The sequence below is a fragment of the Cellulosimicrobium protaetiae genome, from assembly GCF_009708005.2.
GTDB classification, from domain to species: domain Bacteria; phylum Actinomycetota; class Actinomycetes; order Actinomycetales; family Cellulomonadaceae; genus Cellulosimicrobium; species Cellulosimicrobium protaetiae.
In genome coordinates this window covers 1179798-1200706 of record NZ_CP052757.1, presented here as the reverse complement: position 1 = coordinate 1200706, position 20909 = coordinate 1179798, and the positions used below count along the sequence as shown (strand labels likewise).

The following is a 20909-nucleotide window of genomic DNA, read 5'->3' as shown; positions in this document are numbered from 1 at the left end:
CGCAGTCCATCACGTCGCACGTCAGGACGCGCCCGAGCCCTCGGACGCGGTCCCGGCGGGCGCCAGGTCGTCGAGCGCGAGGTTGAGCGCGAGCACGTTCACGCGCTCGTCGCCGAGGACGCCGAGCACCCGGCCCGCCACCGCGTCGTCGACCAGGGTGCGAACCGCTGCGGGGTCGAGCCCGCGCACCGCGGCGACGCGGTCGACCTGCTGGTACGCGTACGCGGGCGACACGTGCGGGTCGAGACCCGAGGCCGACGCCGTCACGGCGTCCGGCGGGACGGTCGCCGGGTCGACGCCGTCCTCCGCCGCGACGGCCGCGCGGCGCTCCTCGATCGCCGCGACGAGGTCGGGGTTGTTCGGGCCCAGGTTCGACCCCGCCGAGGCGAGGGTGTCGTAGCCCTCCCCGGCCGCCGAGGGGCGGCCGTGGAACCACTCGGGCGCCGTCCCCGGCTCGCCGAACGACTGGCCGACGAGGACCGACCCGACGACCGGGGCGCCGTCGGCCCCCGTGTCGTCGACCGACGACGCGCGGGTGCCGTCCGCGCGGACGAGCGAGCCGTTCGCCTGCCAGCCGAAGACGGCCTGGCCGACACCCGTCACCGCGAGCGGGTACAGCCCGCCGAGCAGGACGGTCAGGAGGAGCAGGACCCGCAGGCCCGCCCACGACTGCCGGGCGAAGGAGACGGCGCCGCCGGCTGCCGGGGGGCGTGCGCCCGACGAGACGGGCGAGGTGCTGGGCACAGAGGTTCCTTTCGACACCGGGCTCACAGGCCCGGGAGGAGCGAGACGACGAGGTCGATGAGCTTGATCCCGACGAACGGCGCGACGAGCCCGCCCACGCCGTAGACCAGCAGGTTGCGGCGCAGGAGCGCCGACGCGGACGCCGGGCGGTACGCCACGCCGCGCAGCGCGAGCGGGACGAGCGCGACGATGACCAGCGCGTTGAAGATCACGGCGGAGAGGATCGCCGACTCAGGGCTGGACAGGCGCATGACGTTGAGCACCTCCAGCGCGGGGAACACGCCCAGGAACATCGCGGGCAGGATCGCGAAGTACTTCGCGACGTCGTTCGCGACGGAGAACGTGGTGAGCGCGCCGCGCGTGATGAGGAGCTGCTTGCCGATCTCGACGATCTCCAGGAGCTTCGTGGGGTTCGAGTCGAGGTCGACCATGTTTCCCGCCTCCTTCGCGGCGGTCGTCCCCGTGTTCATCGCGACACCGACGTCGGACTGGGCGAGCGCCGGCGCGTCGTTCGTGCCGTCGCCGGCCATCGCGACGAGGCGCCCGCCCTCCTGCTCGCGCCGGATCAGGGCGAGCTTGTCCTCCGGGGTCGCCTCCGCGAGGACGTCGTCCACGCCCGCCTCGGCCGCGATGGCGCGCGCGGTGATCGCGTTGTCGCCCGTGACCATGACGCTCCGGATCCCCATCGCGCGAAGCTGGTCGAACCGCTCGCGCAACCCGTCCTTGACGACGTCCTTGAGCCGGACGACGCCGAGCACCCCGGCCGGGCCGTCGCCCACCTGCTCGGCGACGACGAGGGGCGTCCCGCCCTGCGCGCTCACCGTCTCGACGTGCGCGGCGAGCTCGTCGGTCTCACGACCGGTGACGGAGCCCCCGGTCGAGTGGACCCAGCGCTGCACCGCCGAGCCCGCCCCCTTGCGCAGGTGGCGCATCCCGCCGTCGGCGAGCGGGAGGTCGACGCCGGACATGCGCGTCTGCGCCGTGAACGGGATGACCTGCGCGCCGGCGACCTCCCGGTCGAGCTCGTCCCGGGTGCGACCGTCCAAGCCGTTCACCAGGTCGACGATGCTGCGCCCCTCGGGGGTCTCGTCCGCGAGCGAGGCCAGGCGTGCGGCATCGGCGAGCTCGGTGGTGCCGACGTGCCCCACGGGGAGCACCTCGGTCGCGAACCGGTTGCCGTGCGTGATGGTCCCCGTCTTGTCGAGCAGGAGCACGTCGACGTCGCCCGCCGCCTCGACCGCGCGGCCCGACATCGCGAGCACGTTGCGCCGCACGAGCCGGTCCATGCCCGCGATGCCGATCGCGGACAGCAGCGCCCCGATCGTCGTGGGGATGAGGCACACGAGGAGCGCGACGAGGACGATCAGCGGCTGCTTCGCCCCGGAGTACGCCGCGAACGGCTGCAGCGTCGCGACGGCGAGGACGAACACGATCGTCAACGACGTCAGCAGGACGTTGAGCGCGATCTCGTTGGGCGTGCGCTGGCGCTCGCTGCCCTCGACGAGCGCGATCATCCGGTCCACGAACGTGTGCCCGGCCGGCGCGGTGATCCGCACGACGATCCGGTCCGAGAGCACGACCGTCCCGCCCGTGACGGCGGACCGGTCCCCGCCCGACTCCCGGATCACCGGGGCGGACTCGCCCGTGATCGCGGACTCGTCCACGGACGCGACGCCCTCGATCACGTCGCCGTCGCCCGGGATCGTCTCCCCCGCGACGACCACGACGACGTCGCCCACCCGCAGCTGCGACGACGGCACCTCCACGGTGGGCAGCAGGTGCAGCCCGGTCCCGCTGTCGAGGGTGTCCACCGGGGCGTCGACCCGGCGCGCGGTCGTGCTCTTCTGCGTGTCGCGCAGGCTGGACGCCTGGGCCTTGCCGCGGGCCTCCGCGATCGACTCGGCGAGCGTCGCGAAGAGCACCGTCGCCCACAGCCAGGCGGCGATCGAGACGGAGAACAGGTCCGCGTCGAGCGCGGCGAGGACGGTCGTCGCGACGGCACCGATCTCGACGACGAACAGCACCGGGGAGCGGTACAGCTCGCGCGGGTCGAGCTTGCGCAGCGCGGACGGGAGCGCCGAGCGCGCCTGCGCCCAGGTCAGGGCGCGGGGGCGGCGGTCGCGCCCGGGGCCGCCGGCGCTCTCCCGCTCCGCCGGGGGCGTGCCCGGCGAGAGGTCGGTGGACGGGTGGGCGGCAGGGGCGAGCGGTGTGCTCATGACAGGGACTCCACGACAGGACCGAGGGAGAGGACGGGGACGAAGGTGAGGCCGACGACGACCAGCGCGACCGTGGCCAGCAGGCCGACGAAGAGCGGCTGGTGTGTCGGCAGCGTGCCGGCCGACGCGGGGACGGCGCGCTGGGAGGCGAGCCGGCCGGCGAGGGCGAGGACGAGCGCGATCGGCACGAACCGGCCGACGAGCATCGCGAGACCGAGCAGGGTGTTGTAGAACGGCGTCCCGACGCTCAGGCCGGCGAACGCCGAGCCGTTGTTGTTGCCGGCGGACGCGAACGCGTACAGGACCTCGGAGAGGCCGTGCGGCCCGCTCTCCTGCTGGCCCGCGAGCCCGTCCGGCAGGACGACCGACAGCGCCGTGCCGACGAGCACGACCGCGGGGGTGGTCAGGACGTACAGCGCGACGAGCGTGATCTCCTGACGACCGATCTTCTTGCCCAGGTACTCGGGCGTACGACCGACCATGAGGCCCGCCACGAAGACGGCGACCACCGCGAGCACGAGCATCCCGTACAGGCCCGCGCCCACGCCGCCCGGCGCGATCTCGCCGAGGAGCATGTTGAACATCACGACGCCGCCCGCCGGGGCGGTGAGCGAGTCGTGCATCGCGTTGACCGCGCCGGTGGAGGTGCCGGTCGTCGCCGTCGCGAACAGTGCGCTGGCGGCGAGCCCGAACCGGGTCTCCTTGCCCTCCATGGCCCCGCCCGCGGCCTGCGGCGCGGCCCCGGGCCCGGCGAGCTCGGACCACGTCGCGAGCGTCAGCGCGACGGCGAACAGCCCGGCCATCGCGCCGAGGATCGCCCAGCCCTGCCGACGGTCGCCGACGAGCAGCCCGAACGTCCGCGGCAGCGTGAACGGGACGACGAGCAGGAGGAAGATCTCGAACAGGTTGGTGAACGGGTTCGGGTTCTCGAGCGGGTGCGCCGAGTTCGCGTTGAAGAACCCGCCGCCGTTGGTGCCGAGCTCCTTGATCGCCTCCTGGGACGCGACCGGACCCCCGAGGACGTGCTGCGTCCCGCCGGAGAGCGTCTCGACCGCGGTGTGCGGGCTGAAGCTCTGGATCACGCCGTTCGCCACGAGGACCACCGCGGCGACGAAGGCCATCGGCAGGAGGATGCGGACCACGGAACGGGTCAGGTCGGACCAGAAGTTGCCGATCCGCGCGTCGGTCCCCGAACGGGTGAACCCGCGCACGAGCGCGATCGCGACCGACATGCCGACCGCGGCCGACACGAAGCTCTGCACCGCGAAGCCCGCCATCTGGAGCAGGTGCCCGGCCGCGGCCTCGCCGGAGTACCACTGCCAGTTCGTGTTCGTCACGAACGACACCGCGGAGTTCCAGGCCCCGGCGGGGTCCAGCCCCGTGAACCCGAGGTTCAGCGGCAGGTGCTCCTGGAGCCGCCCGAGCCCGTAGAGCACGAGCAGGGACGCCATCGAGAAGCCGAGCAGGGAGAAGAGGTACGTGCTCCAGGTCTGCTCCGCGTCGGGGTCGACGCGCGCGACCCGGTACCCGAGGCGCTCCACGCGCAGGTGCCTCGGCGAGGAGTAGACCCGCGCCATGTAGGCGCCGAGCGGAGCGTGCACGGCGACGAGCGCCGCGACGAGGAGCGCGACCTGGCCGACGGCCGTCCAGACGACCGCGGCGTCGACCGGAGCGACGGCCATCGGCATCGCGGCGCTCACCGGGTGCGGTCGCTGCGGAGCAGCGCGACGAAGAGGTAGCCCAGCACGGCGACGACGGCGCCGAGCGCGATCCAGTCGAGCACCATCATCGGGTACCCCCCGACGAGCCGTGACGACGCGCGACGAGCGCGACCGTGGCGAAGAACGCCACGGTGAGGAGGAGGAAGGCCAGGTCGGCCATGGTGGGAACGCCTTCTCGACGACGGTCGACCGGGCGCCCGGTCGGGCGTCGTGCCGGCGCCCGGAACCCGGGCGCACTGCCGTTCTACGCCCGGCCGGGGTGCTCCGGACGGGGCTCTGACGGAACCTTGACGCCCTCTGCCGGAACTTTGACGGGACGCCCCCGGACCGGCAGCGCCCAGCGCCGCGGGGCGCATGACGACGCGGACGAGACGGGTCCTCCCCGTGGGGATATCGTGACGACCACGTGACCGTCACCCCGCCCTCGGCGGCGAGGGGCGCCGTCGTGCCCCTAGGATGTGCCGCATGATCTTCAAGGCCGTCGGCGACGGTCGCCCCTACCCGGACCACGGCCGCGTGACGGCGCGGGACTGGGCCGAGGTGCCCCCGCGCCAGGTGCGCCTCGACGAGCTCGTGACGACCAAGCGCACGCTCGACCTCGACGCGCTGCTCGCCGAGGACTCCACGTTCTTCGGCGACCTCTTCGCGCACGTCGTCGAGTTCGAGGGCGTCCTCTACCTCGAGGACGGCCTCCACCGCGCGGTCCGTGCCGCCCTGCAGCAGCGCGCGATCCTGCACGCGCGCGTGCTGACCGTGCGCTGAGCACCGGGTCAGGTAGGTTTCTGGCGTGACCACCCGCCCCGACACCGCGCGCGCCGTACGTCGCCGACGCATGCACGAGCGTCAGGCCGTCGTGTTCGGGCTCCTCATCGCCGCGCTCGCCGTCGTCGGGCTCGGCGCGCTGGCCGTGTACACGGGCGCGATCGACGCCCCGTTCGACCGCCCGCTGTCGACCCCCGAGGCCGTGGACGACCTCGCCGACGTCGAGGTCCCGTGCCTCGCCGAGGGCACGCTCCCCGTGGCGACGGGCGAGGTCCAGGTCAACGTCTACAACGCGTCCGGCAAGGACGACCCCCTGGGCCGCCTCAACCAGGACATCCTCACGTCGCGGGGTTTCGCGGTGCTCTCCACGGGCAACGCGCCGGACCTCGACGGCGACGGCGACGCCGACGTCATGACGCGCACCCAGATCCACTTCGGCGCGGCCGGCGTCGCCCAGGCGTACACCCTCGCCGCCCACTACGAGGACGCAGGCCTCGTGCTCGACGCGCGCGAGGACGCCACCGTCGACCTGTACGTGGGCGCGGACTTCGACGGTGTCGTGGACCAGGAGCTCGTCGGCCTGACGGGTGACGTGCCGATGGAGAGCCGGTCGGGATGCGTCCCGATCGAGGAGATCACGCCCCGCCCCCTGCCCGTGCCGCCCGCCGAGGGCTGAGCACGTCCCGCGCCCGGCTCTCGCCGGGCCTCACGACCGCCGAACGGTACCCATGAGCACCCTGCCCCTCCGGCCCGCCCGGACCACCGACCCCGCCGAGGTCGACCGCCTGTACGAGATCTGCCTGCGGACCGGTGCGTCCGGCGGCGACGCGACCGCGCTGTACGCGGACCCGCGGCTGCTCGGCGAGGTCTACCTCGGGGCGTACCTCGCCCTCGAACCGGACCTCGCGTTCGTCGTGGAGGCCGACGGCGTGGCCGCGGGCTACGTGCTCGGCGCGCGGGACACGGCGGCGTTCGAGGCCCGGTCCGAGCGGGAGTGGTGGCCGCCGCTGCGCGAGAGGTACCCCCTCGGCAGCTTCCCGGAGGGGTCGCGCGACGAGGCGCTCGTCGCGCAGATCCACCGCCCGCACCTCACGGAGCGATCCGTGCTCGGCGACTACCCCTCGCACCTCCACGTCGACCTGCTCCCCGCCGCCCAGGGCGGCGGCAACGGCCGCCGTCTGCTCGGCACGCTGTTCGACGCCCTCCGCGCAGCCGGCTCCCCCGGCGTCCACCTGGGCGTCTCGGAGGACAACGTCTCCGCGATCGGCTTCTACGAGCACCTCGGCTTCACCCGCCTCGACGTCCCCGAAGGCCTGCTGCTGGGCCGGCGCCTCTAGGCACCCCGCCCCTCGCCGAACCCGGGCTCGTTCCTCACGTGCGCCTCGTCCTGGGGAGAGACCCCGGGCCGGCGCCGAGCCCTCGGCCCGGGCAGCGCGAGCGATCCCGGGTTCGACGTCAGGTGGGGGCTCCGTCAGCGGGCGTCCTCGGTCGCGTCGGGGACGATCGGCTCGTCGCCGCCGGGGGCCGACGCCGGGCTGGCGGGCTCCTGGGTCGTGCCGCGCCACCGCGCGATGTTCCGCATGAGGTGGTAGATCACGAGCGCCGCGGCGGTGCCGAGCGCGATGCCCTCGAACGTGAGGTCGCCGACCGCCCAGGTGAAGTTCGCGATGCCGATGACGAGCGGCACGGCCGCGGTCGTGAGGTTCACCGGGTCGGAGAAGTCGACCTTGTTCTGCACCCAGATGCGAGCGCCGAGGATGCCGATCATGCCGTAGAGCATCGTCGCCGCGCCGCCGAGGACCCCGGCGGGGATCGTCGCGATGAGCGCGCCGAACTTCGGCGAGAGCGAGAGCACGAGGGCGGTGGCCGCCGCGACCCAGTACGCCGCGGTCGAGTAGACACGGGTCGCGGCCATGACGCCGATGTTCTCGGCGTACGTCGTCGTGCCGGACCCTCCGCCGACGCCCGCGAGCGTCGTCGCGAGGCCGTCCGCGAAGAGCGCGCGACCGGTGAGGTCGTCGAGGTTCTTGCCGGTCATCGCGGCGACCGACTTCACGTGCCCCACGTTCTCCGCGATGAGCACGAGCACGACCGGGACGAACAGGCCGAGCACGGCGACGTCGAACGTCGGGGTGACGAACTCGGGGAACCCGATCCAGTCGGCGCGGCGGACCTCGTCGAACGTCACCTCCCCCTGGAGGACCGCGACGACATACCCGACGATCACGCCGACGAGGATCGACAGGCGCCCGATGATGCCCTTGAACAGGACGCTCACGAGGATGATCGCGGTCAGCGTCACGACGGCCGTGACCGGCGCCTGCTGGAAGTTCCCCCACGCCGCCGGGGCGAGGTTGAGACCGATGAGCGCGACGATCGTGCCCGTGACGATCGGCGGCATGACGACGTCGATCCACCGCGCGCCCGCGACGTGCACGAGCAGGCCGACCGCGGCGAGCACGAGCCCGGTGACGAGGATGCCGCCGACGGCGACGGACTGGCCCTGCGACGCCGTCGCGGCCCCGATCGGCGCGATGAACGCGAAGCTCGACCCGAGGTAGCTGGGGAGCCGGTTGCGCGTGATGAGCAGGAACCCGACGGTGCCGATCGCGGAGAAGAACAGCGTGGTCGCGGGCGAGAACCCGGTGAGGAGCGGCACGAGGAACGTCGCGCCGAACATGGCGACGACGTGCTGCATGCCGATCCCGATGGTCCGCGGCCAGGTCAGCCGCTCGTCCGGGTCGACGACGTCCCCCGGCGCCACCGTCTTCCCGTTCCCGTGCAACCGCCACCCGATGGCGCTCATGTCTCTCCCGTCCGTGAAGTTCGTGTGAAGACCCCCGGAGCAGGGTAGTGCCCCGCCGAACCAGGGGTTGTCGCACCCAGATCGACGAGCCCGGCGACGACCCGGGTTCGGCGGGAGGCGGTGCTACGCCGTCGCGTGCACCAGGAGCCATGCGAGGAGGTAGCTGCGGGTGTTGCCGTCGTCGACGCGTTCGTCCGGCAGGGCCCGGGCGACGTCCAGTGCTGCCGCGGCGTCGTCCGGGCCGGCGAGCGCCGCGTACATGAGGAGCTGGTCGCCGAACATCACGTCCCACGACGCGGGGTCGTCGCGCGGGCCGCCGAGCGCCTCGTCGAGGTTGGCCCGGACGCGCTCCGGGTCGCCCGCGAGGTACCCGGCGACGGGCTGCATCGGCAGGACGAGGATGCCGAGCATCGCGCTCGGCTCGGCGCTGAACCACGTGGCCCAGTCGCGCTTGCCGCCCCACACGAGCGACGTCACGGTGTGCCCGAACCCGTCGAGGGCGGGGTCGTCGCGGTCGAAGTCGGTCCAGTACGCGCGCGCCGACGCCGCCTCGGCGGACAGCAGCCAGCGCGCCTGCGTCTCGAGCGTCGCGTCCCCCGACGCCTGCGCCCACAGCGCGAGCCCGTTCCACGCGGACACCGCCTCGGACGCGGACTCCTGGTTGTTGCCGTCCGCGAACGGTGCGTACCCGGACGCCCACGAGTGGCCCGCGTACGCGTCGAACACGCGCAGGGCCGGGAAGTCGCCGCTGCTCGCGCCCGCCGCGACGTCCGCCGCGAGCAGGTCGAGCACGGGCGCGAGGTCGGCCGCGAGCGCCGGGTCGCCGGCCGCCACCGCGCCCGCGGCGTAGAGGAAGTACCCGTAGTGGAAGTGGTGGTCGTTGAGCTCGTCCGAGCCGAACGACGGCGTCCTGCCGACGACGCTGCGCACCTCGGGGTCGTAGACGAAGCACCGCGCGTCGCTCTCCTCGCACCCCGCGGGCCCGGCCCACTCGCGCAGCGCGGCGGCGAGGTCCTCGCGCAGCGGCGTCGCGACGTCGTCGAGCCCGAGCTGCTCGGCCAGCGAGAGCAGGTTCGCGTCGCGCGCGAGCGCCTTGCCGCCGAAGTACGTGTCCGACGGCCGCGGCTCGAGCGCGGACGCGTCGGCCCGCACCTGGTCGGCGAGCTCGGTCTTCTCCTCCTCGCCCAGCCCGGTGACGTCGAGCGCCCCGGCGGGTTCGACGGCGGGGCTCGTCCACGCGAGAGTGCTCGCCGTGCAGACGTCGACGGTCCCGCGCACGGTCGCGTAGGTCCCCAGGTCGCACGTCGCGCCGTCGCTCTCCCCCTGGTGCGGCAGGCGCACGACGACGGTCCCCGACCCCGGCGCGTCGCCGCCGGTCTCGTAGGTGATGGCCGTGGTCACGGCGTCGTCGGCCACGCCGTAGGCGAGCGTCGTGCCCGTCACGGGGTGCGCGGCCGCCTCGGCGAGCGTCGCGACGGCGCCGTCCGGGGCGTCGTCGGGCACGGGGAACCACGCGACGGAGTCGCCCGCGGAGAGGTCGAGCGACCGGCCGTCGTCGGACAGCGCGTCCTCGGCCCCGACCAGCACGTACTCGCGCCCGCCCGCCTCGGCCGCGAGGAGCCCGTCCACCGCGTCGAACGCGACGGCGAGCGCCGCCGACTGGTCGGTCGCCGCGGTGTACCGCAGCACGGGCGACCCCTCCACGAGGGTCACCGTGCCGAGGGCGGTGCCCCCGCCGTCGAGCAGGTCGAGCGTGACGGACGTCGTGTCGTAGGCGGTGACGACGACCGTCGCCGCCCCGACGTCCACGCCGACCTGCGGCACGAACGGGCCGAGGATCGACTGCTCGGTGATCTCGACGTCGGGCAGGCCGAACGCGAACCCCCCGTCGGTCACGCCGAACGCGAGCGGCACGGGGAACACGGGCAGCGGCTCGTCGCCGAACACGAGCCCCGAGAACCACCGGTTGGTCGGCGGGACGAGCCCGTCGGCGAGCCGCGCCGCGGGCATCGGCGCGACCGACTCCTGCGGCAGGATCGACGGGTCCACGTCGGGCGCCGCGCCCGTCAGGTCCGCGGCGGGGTGCCCGACGGAGGAGCCCGCCCCGGGTGCACCGGTCGGCCCGGGCGCCGCATCCGACTCGAACAACCCGCACCCGGCGACGAGGGTCGCCGTCGCGAGCACCGCCACGGCTGTCCAGCCGCGAGATCGGCCCGTACGACCGAGATGGACCTTCGGGAGGTCGACCTCGCGACGCACGGGTCGACCCCGGCGGGGCGTCACAGCCCCACCTTGCGGAGGAACGCGCCGAACGACTCGTCGACCCCGGCGAGCGGGCCGTCGTCATGCAGCTCGATGCTCGCCGTGACGGGCGTGCCCGAGGCGACGAGACCGTGCTCCGCGCCGCGCACGAGCGCGTCGCTCGTGACCTCGACCGTGGCCTCCGCCTGGTTGGCGGTGTTCTGCACCGCGACCGACGCGACCTCGCCCACGACCTCCGCCTGGTTCGGCAGGACGACCGTGACCTCCGCGCCCTGACGCACGCGCGCGAAGTCGCTCGGGTCGAGAGTGAGGCGGGCGTCGACGAACAGCGACCCCTCCCGCTCGAGCGACGCGACGACCTCGCCCGCCTGGACGAACCCTCCCTCGCGGGCCGCGACGTGGGTGACCACGGCGTCGTAGGGCGCGACGAGCGTGATGGTCCCGTCGGGTGCCACCTGGTACGCGGAGGTGTCGGCGCTGACGAGGCCGAGCGCGATGTCGTGCTGGAGCGTCAGGCTGCTCACGGTGAACAGCGGGTCGCCCGCGGCGACCTCGTCCCCCTCGGCGACCTCCGCCGCGGTGACGGTCCCCGCGTAGTCGCTGCCGACGTCGAGCACCTCCGCGCGGATCGTCGCGGTCGTGCTCGTCGCCTGCCCGAGGCGCCGGTTCATGACGAGCGTGAGCGCCGCGCACACGAGCACGACCACGAGCAGCCCGCCCACGAGTCGGATCCGGTTCGACCAGGTCATGCGACACCTCCGGTAGGTCCAGACGTCGACGAGCTCTCGTCACGGCGCGCCCTCCGCCGCCCGGCCCGCGTCGGGGCGCCGACCGTCACCTCGACGCCGAGCTGCGCCGACAACGCCCCGTCGACGACCGACGACGCCGGTCGGGCCGACCACGAGGCCGGAGACGACTCCGGGTGAGCCGACCGCGAGGTGGCGAGGTGGGGTGGCCGGACGGAACGCCCACCCTCCTGGACGACCAGCCGAGCCGCCCGCGACTCCCGGAGAGCCGTCACGACGAACGCCCCGAGGATCACCGTGTTCGTGACGTTCCACGCGAGCGCGAGGCTCGGCATCGGGTCGCCCCACTCCTTCCAGACCCCCACCACCGACGTCACGAGCAGGAACGCGAAGAACAGCACCTGCGGGATCATGTAGTTGAACGGCGACGTGACCCTGCCCTTGCTCCCGGTCACGTGCCAGGCCTGCTCCTTGCCGGTCAGCGCGTTCCACAGGGCCTTGGTGTAGATGGGGAACGACACGGACGCGAGCATGAGCACCTCCCACCGGAACGACCCGAGCGTGAAGAACGCGATGGCGATCTGCAGGACGTAGAACCCGGCGTAGTAGAGCAGCCACGTGCCCCACGAGATGGTGAGGTTCATGGGCGTGAGGTCGAGGTAGATCTGCAGCGGCGGGACGAGCAGCAGCACGAGCGGTGCGATGCCCGCGAGGTAGTGCGTCGCGGTGACGGTGTACTGGAGCCGCTGGTCGAGCGTGAGGGTGCGGCGCGGGCTGAGCGGGTTGTGCTGGAGGAGGATCTCGAACCCGCCGGTGGCCCAGCGCAGCTGCTGCTTGGTGTAGGCCTCGACGGTCTCGGGGGTGTCGCCCACCGCGAGCGTCGTGGGGATGTAGACGGTCTTCCAGCCGCGCTCGTGGAGCATGAGCGACGTCCACACGTCCTCGGACTTGGAGTCGGTGTGCATGCCGCCGATGTCGTCGATCGCGGCCCGGCGGAAGATCACGTTGGTGCCGACGCAGAACGCGGCGTTGAAGCGGTTCCGGCCCGGCTGCACGAACCGGTAGAACACGGCCTGCATGTACCCGGCGCCGCGCGAGATGAGGTTGTCGAGGTTGCCGTACGTCTGCGGGGTCTGGACGAACGCGACGTCGTCCTTGACGAAGAAGGGCACGGTCTCGACGAGGAAGTCGGGCTTGGCGACGAAGTCGGCGTCGAGGATGACGAAGTAGTCGCCCTTCGCGATCGCGAGCGCGTGGTTGACGTTGCCGGCCTTCGCGCCGTTGCTCGACAGGCGCCGCACGTACCGGGCGCCGAGCTGCGCGGCGAGGTCGCGGACGTCGTCGGAGCGCCCGTCGTCGAGCACCCAGGTGCGGTGCGTGCCGCGGATCGCGACGGCGGCCCGCACCGTGCGCGCGATGGTGTCGAGGTCCTCGCCGTACGTGGTGATGAGGACGTCGACCGTGACGGGGCGGTCGTGCAGGTAGAGGTTCCAGCGCGTCGGGTCGTCCTCGGCGCCGTCGCGGATGATCTCGGGGACGTCGAACAGGCGGTCCTTCGCGTGGTGGAAGGAGAACCCGCGCGGGTCGTGGCCGCTCGACAGCACCGTCCACATCGCCAGCAGGGCCTGGGCGACGAGCACCGACTCGGCCGTGATGACCATGACGTACGGCAGGGCGTCCCCGCGGTTGGCGGGGTTGAGCAGGAACACCGCGTACGCGACGACGCCGAGCGTCGCGAGCAGCATGATCATGACGAGCGACGGCGAGCGCGCGGCGGAGTTCTCGTCGCGCGGCGGGCCGGCGGGGCGGTCGGCGTCGGCCCTCGGGCCGATCGGCGCGGGCCGCGCGTGCTGAGTGCGGCGGGGCGTGACGACCAGGCGGTCGAACTCGGAGACGGCCATCGCGTGTCCTCCGGCTCTCGACGGGATCCACAGGCTCCCGGGGGTCGCGGGCGGGCCGACGGCGGACGACGGCGGGCGGGCCCGCCGGGGTCGTCGAGAGCCCGGGTGCGGCGACGTCGTCGGCGTCGTGACGTGGTGCGTGTCGTGACGTGGTGCTGCCGTGCGGCGGTGCCGAGCGACTCGTGCGGTACGACCGGGGCGGTCGAACGCGGGCCGAGGTCGAACGCGGGCCGAGGTCGAACGTGGGCCGAGACGGGTCGAGGCGGCCCGCACCAGCGGGCCACCTCGTCGTCTGCGCCGAACGTAGCGGTGCGCGGCGGCCTTGTCACGGGTCACGCGAGGGGCGCGTCACGAGGTCGATGCTGCGCCCTGCCGGATGTGAACGTCCGGGGCGGGGCGCGGCGCTGCGCCGTCGTGGCGACCCGGATCGTTGGTGCGGTGCCGTTCCCGGCCCGGTCGGACGTCGTCGCACCCCGCCGGGTGAGCGCTCCCCGCGGCGGAGAGGCGCACGGGCCGGAAACGAGGCGTTCACGCGCGGAAACGGAGAATTCACGACGTCGGCGCGCCCGGCGTCCGACGGGTGGACACGGAGGCGGGCTGTCGAGCTCCCTCGACCGCCGGTGCCCGCGTCGCGGCGGGTCGTCGGCGTGACGCGGGCAGGTGGTCAGGGGAGCTGCGGCACGACCTCGCTCGCGATGAGGTCGAGGTGGTCGAGGTCGTGCAGGTCGAGCACCTGGAGGTAGAACCGGGTCGCGCCCTGCTCGGCGGCGGCCGCGATCTTGTCCGCGACCTCGCTCACCGTGCCGGCGAGGCCGTTGCGGCGCACCTCGTCGGGCTCGCGGCCGATCGCGTCGGCCCGACGGCGGAACTCCGCCTCGTCCTTGCCGACCGCGACGACGAACGCCGCCGAGTACACGAGCGAGTCGGGGTCGCGGTCGGCGTCGAGGCACGCGGCGCGGACGTTCTCGAACCGCTCGGGCAGCACGCCCGGGTCGGGGAACGCGGCGTTGAACTCGCTCGCGTAGCGGGCCGCGAGCGCCGGCGTGCGCCGCGGCCCGTGACCGCCGACGATCACGGGGACGCGCTCCTGCGCCGGCTTCGGCAGGGCCGGGGAGTCGGTGAGCGTGTAGTGCTCGCCGCGGAAGGAGAACGTCTCGCCGACCGGCGTCTCCCACAGCCCGGTGATGACCGCGAGCTGCTCCTCGAGGATCCCGAACCGCTTCTCGGGGAACGGGATGCCGTACGCCTCGTGCTCGCGCGCGAACCAGCCCGCGCCGAGCCCGAGCTCGACGCGACCTCCCGACATCTGGTCGACCTGCGCGACCTGGATCGCCAGCACCCCGGGGTGGCGGAACGTCGCCGACGACACGAGCGTGCCGAGCCGGATCCGGCTCGTCTCGCGGGCGAGGCCCGCGAGCGTCGTCCAGGCGTCGGTCGGGCCGGGCAGGCCGTCGCCGTCGCCCATGACGAGGTAGTGGTCGGAGCGGAAGAAGGCGTCGAAACCGAGGTCCTCGGTGGCCTTCGCGACCGCGAGGAGGTCGTCGTAGGAGGCGCCCTGCTGGGGCTCGGTGAAGATGCGCAGGTCGATCTGGGTCATGCCGTCACCCTGCCACACGGGTCCGCTTGCCTCCGCCCGCCCGCCCGCCCGCCCGCCCGCCCGCCCGCCCGCCCGCCCGCCCGCCCGCGAGGACGATGCCCGATCTCCCGAGGGTGAACCCCGGTCACGCGAAGTAGAACCGTGGTCCGCCGAAGTAGAACCGTGGTCATGACCAGGGTTCTACTTCGGCGGACTGGAGTTCTATCTCGCGGCGCCACGGTTCTACCTCGGCGAGAGGGTCTCCAGGAGGGCTCGCGCGGCGCTGTGGCCGCCGAGGCCGCTCACGGCGCCGCCGCGGCGTGCGCCGCTGCCGCACAGCAGCACGCGCTCGTGGTCGGTCGCCACGCCCCAGCGTGCGGCGGGTGTGTGGGCGGGCACGTCGTCGGGCAGCCACGGCCAGGCGAGGTCGCCGTGGAAGATGTGCCCGCCCGGCATGGCGAGGTCGGCCTCGATCTCGGCGGGTGTGCGCACCTCGGCGTGCAGGAGGACGTCGGCGAGCGGCTCGGCGAGGTGCGCGTCGAGCGCCGCGACGGCCGCGCGGAACGCGGCGTCCTTGGCGCCGGGGGCGCGCAGCGCGTCGTCGGGCGTGTGGATGCCGAACCACGTGAGGGTCTGGGCGTCCGACGCCGCGAGGTCCGGCCCGAGGATCGAGCGGTCGGTGAGCGTGTGGCAGTAGAGCTCGCCCGCGGTGCCGAGCCCTGTCGCCGGGTCGCGGTGCAGCGCCTCGAGCCGCGACATCTCCTCGCCGACGTGGAACGTCCCGGCGAACGCGACGCGCGGGTCGACCCCGGAGCGCAGCCGCGGCAGCCGGGACACGAGGAGGTTGATCTTCAGCTGCGCGCCGTGCGGCACGGGGCCGGCAGGCTCCTCTCCGAGCAGCCGCGCGAGGACCGCGGGCGCCGCCCCGCACAGCACGTGGTCGGCCTCGACGGCGAACCCCTCGCCCGAGGCGAGCCGGCCCTCGAGGCCGACGCCCGCGCCGTCGGGCACGACGCGCGTGACCTCGTGGCCCGTGCGCACGTCCGCGCCCGCGGCCCTCGCCGCACGCTCGAGCGCGGCCGTGACCGCGCCCATCCCGCCGACCGGCACGCGCCACTCCCCCGTCCCGTTGCCCACGACGTGGTAGAGGAAGCACCGGTTGGCCGGTCGCGCCGGGTCGAAGAGCGACGTGAACGTCCCGATGAGCGCGTCGGTCGCGACGACGCCGCGCACGAGGTCGTTCCGGAAGCGTCGCTCGATCGCCTCGCCGATCGGCCGCTCCACCACGTCCGTCCACACCCGCTGCCCGACGGCGGCCCGCACCCGGGCATGCACGTCGCCCTCGCGCGGGAGCGGCTCGAGCAGCGTGGGCGCGACGACCTGCGCGAGCCCCTCGAGCTCGGCGTACAGCTCCTGCCACGCGGCGTACTCGTCGTCGCCGCCGGTGAGCGCGCGGAACGACGCGCGCGTCGCGGCGCCAGGCTCCGTCTCGACGAGCAGCCCCGCGGGGCCCCGGGGACCGTCGTACGGCGTGAACGACGCCGTCGCGCGCGAACGCAGCTCGAGGTCGAGACCGAGGTCCGCCGCGAGCGCCTCGGGGAAGAGGCTCACGAGGTACGCGTAGCGCGAGAGCCGCGCGTCGACGCCCGGCCACGGCCGCTCGCTCACCGCCGCTCCGCCCACGTGCGGGAGACGTTCGAGCACGACGACGTCGAGCCCCTCGCGTGCGAGCAGCGCCGCCGCGACGAGGGCGTTGTGCCCGCCGCCGACGATCGCGACGTCGTGGCGCTGGGCGGTCACGGGGATCAGCCCGGGAGCGGCACGAGGTCGAGCTCCTGGAACTCCGCGACCTCCGGCACCCACCGGTCGGCGACGAAGCCGCGGTGGTCCGGGTGCGCGTCGTACGCGGCGTACGCGGCGTCGTCGTCGAACACCATGGAGAACTGGAACGTCAGCGGGCTCTTGGCGCTCACCTGGCGCGAGACGGTGAAGTCCCGGACGCCCGGGATCGCGGTGAGCGTGCGGCGCGCGGTGCCGAGGAACTCGGCCTCCTCGGCACTGTCGGCGGGGTGGACGAGGCGGAAGGCGACGGTGTGCTGGATCACTCCCCCACCCTAGGCTGGCGACCATGCGCGTGAGCACCGTGATCCTGCCGATCTATCCGTGGCGCGAGGGCCGGGACGTGTGGCGGGCCGCCGACGACCTCGGGTTCCACGCCGCCTACACGTACGACCACCTGTCGTGGCGGACCTTCCGCGACGGGCCGTGGTTCGGCGCCGTCCCGACGCTCGCCGCCGCGGCGGGCGTGACGGAGCGGGTGCGTCTGGGCACGCTCGTGACGTCGCCGAACTTCCGGGAGCCGGTGACGTTCGCGAAGGACGTCATGACGCTCGACGACCTGTCCGGCGGGCGTGTCACCGTCGGCCTCGGCGCCGGCACGACGGGCTTCGACGCGACGGTCCTCGGTGGCGAGACGTGGTCCGCACGGGAGCGTGCCGACCGCCTGCGCGACTTCACGGTCCTCCTGGACCGGCTGCTCACCGAGCCCGCGGTGACGCACGACGAGGGCCACTACCGCGCGCACGAGGCGCGGACGATCCCGGGCCCGGTCCAGTCCCCCCGCGTGCCGTTCGCCATCGCCGCCACGGGCCCGCGCGGGCTGCGGCTCGCCGCGCGGTACGGCCAGGCGTGGGTGACGACGGGCGACGGGCGCCTCGGCGACGACGCGACCCCGGCGGAGTCGCGGGCGGCGGTCCGCGACCAGGTCGCGCGGCTCGAGGGGGCGTGCGCCGACGCCGGGCGGGACCCCGCGTCGGTCGAGCGGATCCTGCTCACCGGCTTCACGCCCGACCCCGCGCTGGAGTCGGTCGACGCGTTCGTCGACACCGCGCACGGGTACGCGGAGGCCGGGATCACGGAGATCGTCGTCCACCGGCCCATCCCGGGCACGCAGTTCGCCGCCGACCAGCGCGTCTTCGAGCGGATCTCGACGGACGGCGCCGCTCAGGTCGCGGAGCTCTAGAGGACGTCGAGACCGAACCGGACCCGCCGTCCCCCGAGCGTCCGCGGCCGGGGGAACCTCGCGACGCCCCGCTGCGTGTAAGGGGTGGGGGTCCCGTGACACATGTCCGTACGAAGAGGCTCACGGGACCGTGACGCGAGGAGCGACGTGCGCAAGGCAGCGGCGGGCTGGTACGCGGACGCACCCGGTTCGGGGAGCGAACGCTGGTACGACGGCGCGGAGTGGACCGACCGCACCCGCGCGCGCCGCGCGTCGGAGGACACCGGGCCGTGGCGCACGGTCCTCGTCGTCGGGGTCGTCGTCGTGCTCGTCGTCGCCGCGCCGCTCCTGCTCGCCGTGCTCGGCTGACAGTTCCCCCGCGACGAGTCCCGTCAGCCGAGCGGCCCGAGCACCCGGTACGTGACGTGCGTGACGAGCGACGCCGCGCGGACGGAGACCGTCTCCAGCGCGAGGGGTGGGACGCCGTCGAGCACGCGGTCCCCGTACCCGAGGACCTGCGGCACGACGTGCAGCCGCAGCTCGTCGAGGAGGCCCGCCGCGAGCGCCTGGTTGATGGTCGCGGCTCCCCCGGCGATCGAGACGTCGCGCTCCCCCGCCGCCTCTCGCGCCTGCGCGACGGCGGACTCGATGCCGTCGGTGACGAAGAAGAACGTCGTCCCGCCCTCCATGACGAGCGGATCGCGCGGGTGGTGCGTGAGCACGAACACCGGCCCGTGGTACGGCGGCTCCGGCCCCCACCACCCGCGCCAGTCGAGGTCCCACTCGCCGCGACCGGGGCTGAACATGTGGCGACCCATGACGTACGCGCCGGCAGCGAGGATCGCGTCGAGCTCCGCGCGGTTCTCGTCGGCCGTCTCGAACATCCACCGGTGCAGGTCCACACCCTCGCCGAACGGGTGCTCCAGCGTCTGGTCGGGCCGGGACGAGAACCCGTCCACCGACACCGCCACGTCGCACGTCACGTTCCCCATGCCACCCTCACCCTCCGCGGTCCGCGCGAGCCGGGACCGCCGTCGTCCACACCTGACGCCACCTCCGACCGCACGCGCACCCGGAACTCATCGCCGGCAGCGGGCCGACCACGGTTCTACCTCGCGCGACCACGGTTCTACCTCGCGCGACCACGGTTCTACCTCGCGCGACCACGGTTCTACCGCGGGGTCGCGGCCTCCTCGGTCGCGATGCGCAGGGCGGCGACGAGCTCGCGGTAGAGCTCGTCGGTCGCGAGCAGCTCGGCGTGCGTGCCGCGGGCGCGGACGCGGCCGTCCTCCATGACGAGGATGAGGTCGGCGTCGATCACCGTGGACAGTCGGTGGGCGATCGTCACGACGGCGCGGTCGCGCGCGAGGTCCTCGATGACGGCGTGCACCGCGGCCTCGGTGAGCCCGTCGACCTGGGCGGTCGCCTCGTCGAGGAGCAGGACGTCAGGCGCGTGCAGGACGGCGCGCGCGAGGGCGACGCGCTGCCGCTCGCCACCCGAGACGGTCGTCCCGACGAGGGACGTGTCGAGCCCGTCGGCGAGGGAACGCACCTTCGTCTCGAGCCGGACCTTCGCGAGCGCCGCCCACATGGCCTCGTCGGTCGCGCCCGGGTCGGAGAGGTGCAGGTTCTCGCGGATCGTGCCCGGCACGACGGGCGTCTCCTGCTCGACGTACGCGAACCGGCGCCGGACGTCGTCGAACGTCAGGTCGTCGTAGGGGACGCCGTCGAGGAGGATCTGCCCGGACTCGGGCTGGAGGAACCGCAGCAGCAGCGAGAACGTCGTGGTCTTGCCCGCGCCCGACGGCCCGACGATCGCGACCTGGCCGCGGTGCGGCACGTCGAGGTCGAGGTCACGCACCACGGGCTCGCCGCCGGGCAGGTAGCGCGCGGTGACGCCGCGCAGGGAGAGCCGCGGCGACCCGGCCACGGCCCTGCCGGTGCCCGACGCCGCCCCCGCCTCCGTCGGTCGGCCCACCTCCGCGCGGGTCGGGTCGAGCGACGCCGGGCCCGCCTGCCTGGGCCGGGCCGCCTCGTCGTCCTCCTCGGGCTCGATCGCCTGGACCTCGCTGATGCGCCCCGCGGCGGCGATGCCGGCCTGGAGCTGGGTGACGTTCATGGTCAGGCCCGTGACGGGCTCGACGATCTGGAACGCGTAGAGCAGGAACGCCACGAGGCTCGACACGGCGAGCAGCCCCTGGTCCACGCGCCACGCGCCGAGCGCGAGGATGACGATGATCGCGGCCTGGATCCCGCCGCCCGCGATGGTCCACGCGACCGCCTCGGTCCGTACGGCCCGGACGCTGTGGCGCGCGGAGGCCTGCGCGTCGTCGAGCACGCGGTCGATCTGGCGCCCCTCGGCGCGGCTGGCCTTGATGGTGCGGATCGCGCGGAGCCCGCCCTCCAGCGTCCCGCCCAGGCTGCCGAGCGACTCCTGCGCCTTCTCCTGCGCCTTGGCGATGCGCGGCATGAGCCCGCCCACGAGCACGGCGATGACGACGATCGCCCCGAGCGTCGTGCCGAGCAGCACGATGTCCAGCACCCCCATGAGGATGATCGTCCCGACGAGCGACACGGCGAGGTTGACGAGGTTGACGATGCTCGACGACGCCGCCTCGCGCAGCAGCACGGTGTCGGAGGTGACGCGCGTGACGAGCTCGCCCGTCGGGCGCCCGGTGAGCGCGCCGATCCGTGCGCGGAAGTAGCGCCGGACCATGGACGAGCGGGCGTCGAGCACGACCCGCTCGGCGAGCGTGCCGAGCAGGATCCACTGCCACAGCCCGAGCACGAGGCCGACGACGAGCAGCCCGACGAGCGTGAGCACGGCCGGGGTGAGCGACTCCCCCGTCCCCAGGGTGTCGAGGACCCACTTGGTGACCATCGGGGTTGCGAGCGTCGCGGCGGTGGTGCCCAGTCCCAGGACGAGCCCGAGCAGGAGCGTGCGGCGGTGCGGTCGGACGAACTCCCAGAGCACCTTGAGCCGCGGGAGGAACGGGCCCTTCGGGGCGTCGGGCGTGGCGGACGTCGTGGTCGGCGGGCCGGGGGTGTCGGTCGTGGACATGGCGTCAACCATGGTTGACATCCTCTCTCGTGTCAACTGTAGTTGACGCGGCAGATCGATCCGGAAGTGGAGCACCTCTTGCCGATAGTGGAACATAGATGTTCCACTAGTGA

18 protein-coding genes are annotated in these 20909 nt (G+C 73.8%); 5 read left to right on the top strand and 13 right to left on the bottom strand.

All coding sequences use genetic code 11. The annotated features are described in order from the left end of the window. Positions 1-21: 21 nt before the first annotated feature. The 4 genes from kdpC to FIC82_RS05145 all read right to left on the bottom strand — a co-directional run bounded on the left by kdpC (position 22) and on the right by FIC82_RS05145 (position 4749). Complete coding sequence (gene kdpC / locus FIC82_RS05160) at positions 22-657, bottom strand: potassium-transporting ATPase subunit KdpC (RefSeq protein ID WP_154799849.1); 636 nt, start codon at positions 655-657, stop codon at positions 22-24. Between the two features lie 110 nt (positions 658-767). Then, positions 768-2960, bottom strand: a complete 2193-nt coding sequence (kdpB, locus tag FIC82_RS05155; protein ID WP_154797820.1) for a potassium-transporting ATPase subunit KdpB — start codon at positions 2958-2960, stop codon at positions 768-770. Then, positions 2957-4642, bottom strand: a complete 1686-nt coding sequence (gene kdpA / locus FIC82_RS05150; protein ID WP_154797819.1) for a potassium-transporting ATPase subunit KdpA — start codon at positions 4640-4642, stop codon at positions 2957-2959. The genes kdpB and kdpA overlap by 4 nt, the downstream gene beginning before the upstream one ends. 14 nt (positions 4643-4656) lie before the next feature. Beyond that, a complete protein-coding gene (locus tag FIC82_RS05145; protein ID WP_154797818.1) occupies positions 4657-4749 on the bottom strand; it encodes a potassium-transporting ATPase subunit F in 93 nt (30 codons plus the stop codon). 397 nt (positions 4750-5146) lie between these two features. Here FIC82_RS05145 and FIC82_RS05140 point away from each other — a divergent pair, with 397 nt between their 5' ends. Genes FIC82_RS05140 through FIC82_RS05130 form a run of 3 tightly spaced genes read left to right on the top strand, consistent with a single transcriptional unit; the run spans position 5147 to position 6780 of the window. Continuing rightward, positions 5147-5443, top strand: coding sequence for a type II toxin-antitoxin system VapB family antitoxin (locus tag FIC82_RS05140; protein WP_154797817.1), 297 nt, complete (start codon positions 5147-5149; stop codon positions 5441-5443). Between the two features lie 25 nt (positions 5444-5468). Beyond that, on the top strand, positions 5469-6119 hold the full coding sequence (locus FIC82_RS05135; RefSeq protein WP_253691471.1) for a LytR C-terminal domain-containing protein: 651 nt from the start codon (positions 5469-5471) through the stop codon (positions 6117-6119). 52 nt (positions 6120-6171) lie between these two features. Next, positions 6172-6780 carry a GNAT family N-acetyltransferase gene (locus tag FIC82_RS05130; protein ID WP_154797816.1) on the top strand — a complete coding sequence of 203 codons (609 nt, stop codon included), beginning with the start codon at positions 6172-6174 and terminating at the stop codon, positions 6778-6780. A gap of 134 nt (positions 6781-6914) precedes the next feature. Here the strand turns inward: FIC82_RS05130 and FIC82_RS05125 are convergent, their stop codons facing one another. The 7 genes from FIC82_RS05125 to FIC82_RS05095 all read right to left on the bottom strand — a co-directional run bounded on the left by FIC82_RS05125 (position 6915) and on the right by FIC82_RS05095 (position 16839). Next, on the bottom strand, positions 6915-8249 hold the full coding sequence (locus tag FIC82_RS05125) for a uracil-xanthine permease family protein (protein ID WP_154797815.1): 1335 nt from the start codon (positions 8247-8249) through the stop codon (positions 6915-6917). Positions 8250-8372: 123 nt separating this feature from the next. After that, positions 8373-10439 (bottom strand): glycosyl hydrolase, encoded by a 2067-nt coding sequence (locus FIC82_RS05120; RefSeq protein ID WP_154797814.1) that lies wholly within the window; start codon positions 10437-10439, stop codon positions 8373-8375. A gap of 89 nt (positions 10440-10528) precedes the next feature. Beyond that, a complete protein-coding gene (locus tag FIC82_RS05115; protein WP_154797813.1) occupies positions 10529-11260 on the bottom strand; it encodes an efflux RND transporter periplasmic adaptor subunit in 732 nt (243 codons plus the stop codon). Further along, positions 11257-13158, bottom strand: a complete 1902-nt coding sequence (locus tag FIC82_RS05110) for a glycosyltransferase (RefSeq protein ID WP_154797812.1) — start codon at positions 13156-13158, stop codon at positions 11257-11259. Before FIC82_RS05110 ends, FIC82_RS05115 begins: the two co-directional genes overlap by 4 nt. A gap of 664 nt (positions 13159-13822) precedes the next feature. Next, positions 13823-14746, bottom strand: a complete 924-nt coding sequence (locus FIC82_RS05105) for an LLM class F420-dependent oxidoreductase (protein ID WP_216610032.1) — start codon at positions 14744-14746, stop codon at positions 13823-13825. Between the two features lie 231 nt (positions 14747-14977). Next, positions 14978-16534 (bottom strand): phytoene desaturase family protein, encoded by a 1557-nt coding sequence (locus FIC82_RS05100; protein WP_216609989.1) that lies wholly within the window; start codon positions 16532-16534, stop codon positions 14978-14980. 5 nt (positions 16535-16539) lie between these two features. Then, positions 16540-16839 (bottom strand): Dabb family protein, encoded by a 300-nt coding sequence (locus tag FIC82_RS05095; protein ID WP_168731503.1) that lies wholly within the window; start codon positions 16837-16839, stop codon positions 16540-16542. Between the two features lie 23 nt (positions 16840-16862). On the opposite strand from FIC82_RS05095, the gene FIC82_RS05090 reads away from it, so the two are divergent. Both FIC82_RS05090 and FIC82_RS05085 read left to right on the top strand, forming a co-directional pair. Continuing rightward, a complete protein-coding gene (locus FIC82_RS05090) occupies positions 16863-17756 on the top strand; it encodes an LLM class flavin-dependent oxidoreductase (protein WP_154797810.1) in 894 nt (297 codons plus the stop codon). Between the two features lie 147 nt (positions 17757-17903). Continuing rightward, positions 17904-18104, top strand: coding sequence for a DUF2510 domain-containing protein (locus tag FIC82_RS05085; protein WP_168731502.1), 201 nt, complete (start codon positions 17904-17906; stop codon positions 18102-18104). A 23-nt stretch (positions 18105-18127) separates the two neighbouring features. Here FIC82_RS05085 and FIC82_RS05080 read toward each other — a convergent pair whose 3' ends face one another. Continuing rightward, entirely contained in the window at positions 18128-18727 is a 600-nt protein-coding gene (locus FIC82_RS05080; RefSeq protein WP_154797808.1) for a dihydrofolate reductase family protein, read from the bottom strand. Between the two features lie 179 nt (positions 18728-18906). Continuing rightward, complete coding sequence (locus FIC82_RS05075; protein WP_154797807.1) at positions 18907-20796, bottom strand: ABC transporter ATP-binding protein; 1890 nt, start codon at positions 20794-20796, stop codon at positions 18907-18909. Positions 20797-20909: the final 113 nt, after the last annotated feature.

Coding starts and splice junctions, on each gene's coding strand:
- FIC82_RS05090 (WP_154797810.1), top strand. CDS start 16,863: ATGCGCGTGAGCACCGTGATCCTGCCGATCTATCCGTGGCGCGAGGGC.
- FIC82_RS05075 (WP_154797807.1), bottom strand. CDS start 20,796: ATGTCCACGACCGACACCCCCGGCCCGCCGACCACGACGTCCGCCACG.
- FIC82_RS05080 (WP_154797808.1), bottom strand. CDS start 18,727: ATGGGGAACGTGACGTGCGACGTGGCGGTGTCGGTGGACGGGTTCTCG.
- FIC82_RS05110 (WP_154797812.1), bottom strand. CDS start 13,158: ATGGCCGTCTCCGAGTTCGACCGCCTGGTCGTCACGCCCCGCCGCACT.
- FIC82_RS05125 (WP_154797815.1), bottom strand. CDS start 8,249: ATGAGCGCCATCGGGTGGCGGTTGCACGGGAACGGGAAGACGGTGGCG.
- FIC82_RS05145 (WP_154797818.1), bottom strand. CDS start 4,749: ATGATGGTGCTCGACTGGATCGCGCTCGGCGCCGTCGTCGCCGTGCTG.
- FIC82_RS05130 (WP_154797816.1), top strand. CDS start 6,172: ATGAGCACCCTGCCCCTCCGGCCCGCCCGGACCACCGACCCCGCCGAG.
- FIC82_RS05140 (WP_154797817.1), top strand. CDS start 5,147: ATGATCTTCAAGGCCGTCGGCGACGGTCGCCCCTACCCGGACCACGGC.
- kdpA (WP_154797819.1), bottom strand. CDS start 4,642: ATGGCCGTCGCTCCGGTCGACGCCGCGGTCGTCTGGACGGCCGTCGGC.
- kdpB (WP_154797820.1), bottom strand. CDS start 2,960: ATGAGCACACCGCTCGCCCCTGCCGCCCACCCGTCCACCGACCTCTCG.
- FIC82_RS05115 (WP_154797813.1), bottom strand. CDS start 11,260: ATGACCTGGTCGAACCGGATCCGACTCGTGGGCGGGCTGCTCGTGGTC.